The organism is Lentzea alba (assembly GCF_047445655.1).
In the GTDB taxonomy this organism is placed as follows: domain Bacteria; phylum Actinomycetota; class Actinomycetes; order Mycobacteriales; family Pseudonocardiaceae; genus Lentzea; species Lentzea alba_A.
In genome coordinates this window covers 143,188-149,244 of record NZ_JAJAEG010000027.1, presented here as the reverse complement: position 1 = coordinate 149,244, position 6,057 = coordinate 143,188, and the positions used below count along the sequence as shown (strand labels likewise).

The following is a 6,057-nucleotide window of genomic DNA, read 5'->3' as shown; positions in this document are numbered from 1 at the left end:
AGCCTGGTCGGCTGCGGCGAACCGGACCCCTCGCTGGACGTGGTCATCGCGGATCCGGAGACCTGCGCGCCACTCGGCCGCGGCGAGGTCGGCGAGATCCTCGTGTCCGGCCCGAGCATCGGCGTCGGCTACTGGAACGACCCGGCGGGCACCGAACGGACCTTCGGCGCGCTGGTCGGAGATCGCCGGTTCCTGCGCACCGGGAACCTGGGATTCCTGTTCGAGGACCAGCTCTTCGTCACCTGCCGCATCCCGGACCTGCTCGACGTCGACGGCCGCCAGCTCTACCCGTACGACCTGGAGGCGACCGCGGTGGGCAGTCATCCCGGCGTGCGGACGGCGTGCGCGGTGATGGACGGCGAGGACGTAGTGGTGCTCGCCGAGGTCGACCACCGCCACCGCACGACCTCCGGAGACGAGATCAGGAACGCCGTCGCGGCAGCGGTGCAGGCGGAACACGGGGTTCTGCTGTCCAGGGTCGGACTGCTCTCACCCGGCACGCTGCCGCTCACCACGAGCGGGAAGCTGCGCAGGGCGGCCTGTCGCTCGCTCATGTTGGGAGACAAGTGATGCACCTCCGCGACGGAGTACGGCTGCCCAAGGGCGTCGCCGGTGGCCGGCGCAAGTTCACGACACTGGTCGAGCTGTGCCAGGCCCGCGCCGCGGCCGAACCCGACCTGCGCGCGTACTCGTTCTACGCCGACGGCCGGACGGAGTGGGACGCGCTCACCCTGGCCGACCTCGACCGCCGGGCGCGGGCGGTGGCGGTGCACCTGGCCGATCTCGCGCAGCCGGGCACCCGAGCGTTGTTGTGCTTCGAACCCGGCCTCGACTTCCACATCGCGTTCCTCGGCNGACGCGCTCACCCTGGCCGACCTCGACCGCCGGGCGCGGGCGGTGGCGGTGCACCTGGCCGATCTCGCGCAGCCGGGCACCCGAGCGTTGTTGTGCTTCGAACCCGGCCTCGACTTCCACATCGCGTTCCTCGGCTGCCTGTACGCCGGGCTGATCGCGGTGCCGGTCGCGCCGCTCGACGGCACCCGCACGAGCCTGAAGGCGGGCCGGATCTCCTCGATCGCCGCGAGCTGCCGTCCGGAACTGCTGCTCTCCACCGGACTCACCTTCGCGAAGTGCCTCGGGGTGATCGAGGAGTCCCCGGCGCTGTCCGGTCTGGTGCGGCACGCGACCGACGAGACCGAACCCGCACTGGCCGGTCGCTGGAAGCCGCCTTCCATCGGCATCAACACCCCGGCGTACCTGCAGTACTCCTCCGGATCCACCGGCGAGCCCAAGGGCGTGACGCTGACCCACGGCAACGTGCTGCACAACCTCGCGCTGATCCACGACAACCTCTACCGCGCGTCCGACGAGGACGGCCTGCCCCGGCCGACGAGCGTGTCGTGGCTGCCGTCGCACTACAACATGGGCCTGATCGGCGGCGTGCTCGACCCGTTGTACGCGGGCAGGTCCGCCCTGCTGTTCCCGGCGGGCGTCTTCGTGCGCAGCCCGATCAGCTGGCTGCGGCTGATCTCGCAGGTGGGCCGGGCCGACAGTTGCGCGCCGAACTTCGCGCTGGACCTGTGCGTCCGGCGCATCGCGGAGGTCCAGCTCGCGGGCCTCGACCTGAGCGGCTGGGAGATGGCGCTGATCGGGGGCGAACCGGTCAGGGCCGAGACGCTCGACCGCTTCTGCGAGGTGTTCGCCCCCGCAGGGTTCCGCCGGGGCGCGCTGGTGCCGGGCTACGGCCTCGCGGAGTCGACCGTGATGGTCACCAGCGCGGTCGTCGGAGAAGGGCCGTTGACCCTGCGCTGCGACCCCGAAGCGCTGACCAAGGGCCGAGTCCGACCGACCAGTCCTCCCGGCGGCAGGCGCCTGGTGAGCTGCGGAGCCGTCCCGCCGTCGATCACGGTCGTGGTCGCCGACCAGGACACCTCGCAGGAGTGCGCGGAAGGCGAGGTGGGCGAGATCTTCGTGCAGGGCCCGAGCGTGGGCACCGGCTACTGGAACCGCCCGGACGACGTCTTCCACGCCGAGTTGCCCGGCAGGCGCGGCCCGTTCCTGCGCACCGGCGACACGGGTTTTCGCTGGGACGGCGAGCTCTTCGTCACCGGCCGCGCGAAGGAGGTGATCATCGTCGCCGGCGCGAACCACCACCCGCACGACCTGGAGGCGACAGCGGAGACCGCGCACCGAGCGGTGCTCGGGTGCTGTGCGCTCGGGGTTGAAGACGGTCAGCGCGAGCAGGTCGTCGTGCTGGTGGAAGTGCTCGGCGACGTCGACCGTGACGAAGTCGCGAAGGCGGTGCGCCGCACCGTCCACACCGGACACGGCGTGCGGGTGGACGACGTCGTGCTGCTCGAGCCGGGCACGTTGCCGCGCAGCGCCAGCGGCAAACTGCTGCGGGCCGGGTGTCGTGACGCCTACACCGAGGGGAAGCTCCGCGCCGGGCAGGTACCACGCGCGTAGGTGCGGAGGCCTATCGTCGGCCGTCCGCCTCCGGTCGCTGCCTGACCACACGACGGCCGACCACCACGCGCCCGTCCGGCAGCCTCCGTGCGGCCGGCCCGGCCGACGATGTCGCGGGTCGGGCCGCCTGCGGGACCATTCGCCCCTGGGACCACACCGTCACCCCGCTGAGTGCGAGCAGAGCGATCACGGCGCCGATCAGGTACAGCACGAACCATCCCCAGCCGAGGGGGAACACGAGGACCGCACCAACGATCATGCACACCAGGCTGAAGACCAGCACCAGACCCAGCCCGATGACCGCGAGCGTCTCCAACCGCCAGACGCTTCCGATGGCGAGCAGTGCCACGCCTGCGAGGAAGATGACCCCGGGAAATGCCAGCCAGCCGGTGACGCCGATCGACATCAACCCGGTCGCCATCCAGAACCAGGCTCCGCCGCCGGCGTAGAACAGGGCGACGTAGAACGGGTTGCCGAGCTTGGGATCGATCGGGACGTCCTTGTAGATCGGCCTCAGCAACCCTGCGAGGGCGAGGAGGACCAGGCCGACTCCCGTGACGTAGAACGGGAAAGGGAGCCCCAGGCGGTCGCCGAACTTGTCGGCGAGCACACCGATGAGCAGGAATCCGCCGAACAAGAAAAACGTGCTCAGCCAAGCGTTCCTGTTCCCCATCCTTTACAGCCCCCTGTTTCACCCCGCGCGTGAATGCCGCGCGTGCTGTTGGATCACTCATCAATGTGAGTAAATGGTAGCGAGGGTTTCACTTCGGTTCTCGGGCTGCTGACCTGCGAATTCAAGGTCTGTGAAAGAAGTCGGGTGAGCATTGCCGCTGCCGTTTCGAGATCAGTCGGCCAGCTTCGCCCGCACCGTGTCGGCCTCCGGCAACCCCAGGGCGTCGAACAACGCCTCCGCGCGTTTCCACGCCTCGTGCGCGGCGGAGGACTCACCGAGGGCGTGGAGGGAGTCGCCCAGCTGATCCGCGGTCGCGGCCTCGCTGTAGGAGTCGCCCAGGTCGCGGAAGAGCCGGCTGGCGCGCCGGTGGTGGCCGACGGCCGCGGCGTGGTCACCGCGTTGCTGCTGGACGACGCCGAGGGTGCGCTGGGTGTGCGCCTCGCAGTCCCGGTCTCCCACGTCGCGCAGCAGGCGCAGGGCGGCGGTGCTGGTGTCGATGGCGAGGTCGGCCTCGCCCAGTTGCGCGTGGTACCAGCCTGCCGCGGCGAGACTGAACGCCTCCCACGCGCGGTCGCCGGCGCGGCGGAACAGCGCCAGCGCCTGCTGGGCGTGCTCCAGCGCTGTCGTGGGGTCGCTGCGCCTGGCATGGGCGACGCTGAGCGAGAAGTGGGCGATGCCCTCACCGGTGCGGTTCTCGATGGCGCGGTAGGACATGAGCGCCTCGGTGAGCTCGTCGACGGCGCGTGGCTGGTCGCCCAGGACGCTGTGCCCGCGGCCGAGCAGCAGCAACACCTCGGCGAGCGCCGCGTGGTCGCCCAGGCGGCGTGCGGCGGTGAGCGCGGCACGCTGGGAGGCCGCGCGGTCGTCCCAGTGGCCGCTGCGGGTGAGATAGGTCGACAACACCCACGGCAGCTGCCAGGCGTGGACGTCCCAGCCGTCACGGATGGCCAGGTCGGCGCACGCGAGCAACGCTGCGCGTTCCGCCGTGAACCACTCGACGGCCTCGTCGTAGGTCCCGGCCTGGAGCGGGAACGCGCCGGGGCGTGGTGGAGCCAGGTCGATCGGCGGCCAGTGCGGGGAGAGCTGACGTTCCGCGGCGAATCCCGTGTGCAGGTAGTGGTCGAGCACCCGGCCGAGTGCCTCCCGCGCCTCCCCCGGCGTCGCTTCGTCGCGAGCGAACGCCCGCAGCAGGTCGTGGGAAGCGAACCGGCCGGGAGCGGGTTCGTCCAGGACGTGTGCTCTCGTCAGCTCGGCGAGCAGCCGGCGGACCTGCGCGGGCTCGGCTCCCGCGAGCGCGGCGGACGCGACCAGATCGATGTCCGGGCCGGGGTGCACGCCGAGCAGCCGGAACAACCGGGCGGCCGCAGGGGAGAGCCGGTGGTAGGACCACGACGTCACGGCCCGCACGTTCGACGCCGGTTCGCCCGCGTCCAGGGCGTCCAGGCGGCTGCGCTCGTCCCGCAGCTCCTTGACGAGCGCGTCCAGAGGAAAAGCGGGATGCGTCAACGCGCGGGCCGCCACGACGGCGAGCGCCAGGGGCAGGCCCGCGGTGAGCCGGATGAGGTCGTGCAGCGCGTCGGAGTCCGTGAGCCGCGCACTGCCGAGCCGGTGGGTCAGCAGCGCGATCGCCTCGTCATCGGTGAGCATCGGCACCGTGACCGGCCGGGCCTGCTCGGACGCGACCAGCCCGGTGAGCCGGTTGCGGCTGGTCACCACGACCAGGCAGGTGCTCCCGCCCGGCAGCAGCGGCCGGACCTGGTCCTCGTCGAGCGCGTTGTCCAGCACGACCAGCATCCGCCGCCCGGCGACCCGCTCGCGGAACAGCGCGCTGCGCGCGTCGAGGTCGTCCGGCGTCCGTTCCGGCAGCACACCCAGAGCACCGAGGAAGCCGCGCAGCACCACGGCGGCCCGAGCCGGCGGCGTGGACGGGTCGAACCCGCGCAGGTTCACGTGCAGCTGCCCGTCCGGGAACCGGCTCGCGTGGTCGTGCGCCCAGCGCAACACGAGCGCGGTCTTGCCGACTCCGCCAGGACCACCGACGACCACCACCCCGCTCGCCGCACCGTCCAGCTCGGCCAGCACACCCGCACGCCCGACGAACGCCGGCGGCGGCGCGGGCAGCTGGCACGGCACCGCCTGCCCGGTGAGCAGCGTGAGCGCCGGGTCGCCGGTGAGCATCTGCCGGTGCAGCAGCCGCAGTTCGGGACTCGGATCCGCGCCCAGCTCCTCGGCCAGCCGGACACGCAGGTCCTCGTAGTAGCGCAACGCCTCCGCCTGCCGCCCGTCGCGGTAGAGCGCGAGCAGCAGTTGACCGGCCACCCGCTCGTCACGCGGGTGCTCGGCGGCCACCGCGGTCAGTTCCGGCACCAGCGCGCCGTGCCTGCCACACCGCAACGCGATGTCCGTGTACCGCAGCCGGGCGGCGAACCTCTCCTCTGAGAGCGCGGCGCGCTGCTGCACGAACCAGGGCGTGTCGGCGGCGTCGAACGGCTCCCCGCGCCACAGGCCCAGCGCTTCCCCGATCAGGTCGGCGGCGTCGTCGTCCGGCAGGTCGCGCGCTCGCCGCAACAGCGTCCGAAAGCGTTGCAGGTCAACGGACTCCGGCTCGGCGTCGAACAGGTAGCCACCCGGTCGCCGTGCGATCTCCAAGCCCTCCACCTGCCGCAGCCGGGCGATGTAGGTGTAGAGCGTGTTCAACGCGTTGTGCGGGCGGGTGTCGTGCCACACCGCTTCGACGATCTGGTTCGACGACACGGTCTGCCCCGCGTTCACGAGCAGCACCGCCAGCACCTTGCGCTGCATCGCGGGCCCCAGATCGAGCGGCTCGTCGCCCGCGTACGCCTCAATGGCCCCCAGCACCGCGAACCGCGTCTTGCCACCACCCACGCGATCACCCTACCCAGGCGGTCACGGACCGT

Annotated in this window: 3 protein-coding genes and 1 pseudogene; 2 read left to right on the top strand and 2 right to left on the bottom strand. The window is 71.7% G+C overall.

Features of this window, described 5'->3' with window-relative positions; translation table 11 throughout:
- Both LFM09_RS36620 and LFM09_RS36615 read left to right on the top strand, forming a co-directional pair.
- Window positions 1-570, top strand: a pseudogene (locus LFM09_RS36620) (hypothetical protein); the annotation flags it as partial.
- Between the two features lie 42 nt (window positions 571-612).
- Window positions 613-2,466, top strand: coding sequence for a fatty acyl-AMP ligase (locus LFM09_RS36615; RefSeq protein WP_414101189.1), 1,854 nt, complete (start codon window positions 613-615; stop codon window positions 2,464-2,466).
- A gap of 10 nt (window positions 2,467-2,476) precedes the next feature.
- Here LFM09_RS36615 and LFM09_RS36610 read toward each other — a convergent pair whose 3' ends face one another.
- Window positions 2,477-3,139 carry a hypothetical protein gene (locus LFM09_RS36610; protein ID WP_414101188.1) on the bottom strand — a complete coding sequence of 221 codons (663 nt, stop codon included), beginning with the start codon at window positions 3,137-3,139 and terminating at the stop codon, window positions 2,477-2,479.
- Between the two features lie 171 nt (window positions 3,140-3,310).
- Window positions 3,311-6,025, bottom strand: a complete 2,715-nt coding sequence (locus LFM09_RS36605; protein WP_414101187.1) for a BTAD domain-containing putative transcriptional regulator — start codon at window positions 6,023-6,025, stop codon at window positions 3,311-3,313.
- Between the last annotated feature and the right edge of the window lie 32 nt (window positions 6,026-6,057).

Excerpts from the sequence above, each read along its gene's own strand:
- LFM09_RS36610 (WP_414101188.1), bottom strand. The coding sequence starts at position 3,139 with ATGGGGAACAGGAACGCTTGGCTGAGCACGTTTTTCTTGTTCGGCGGA.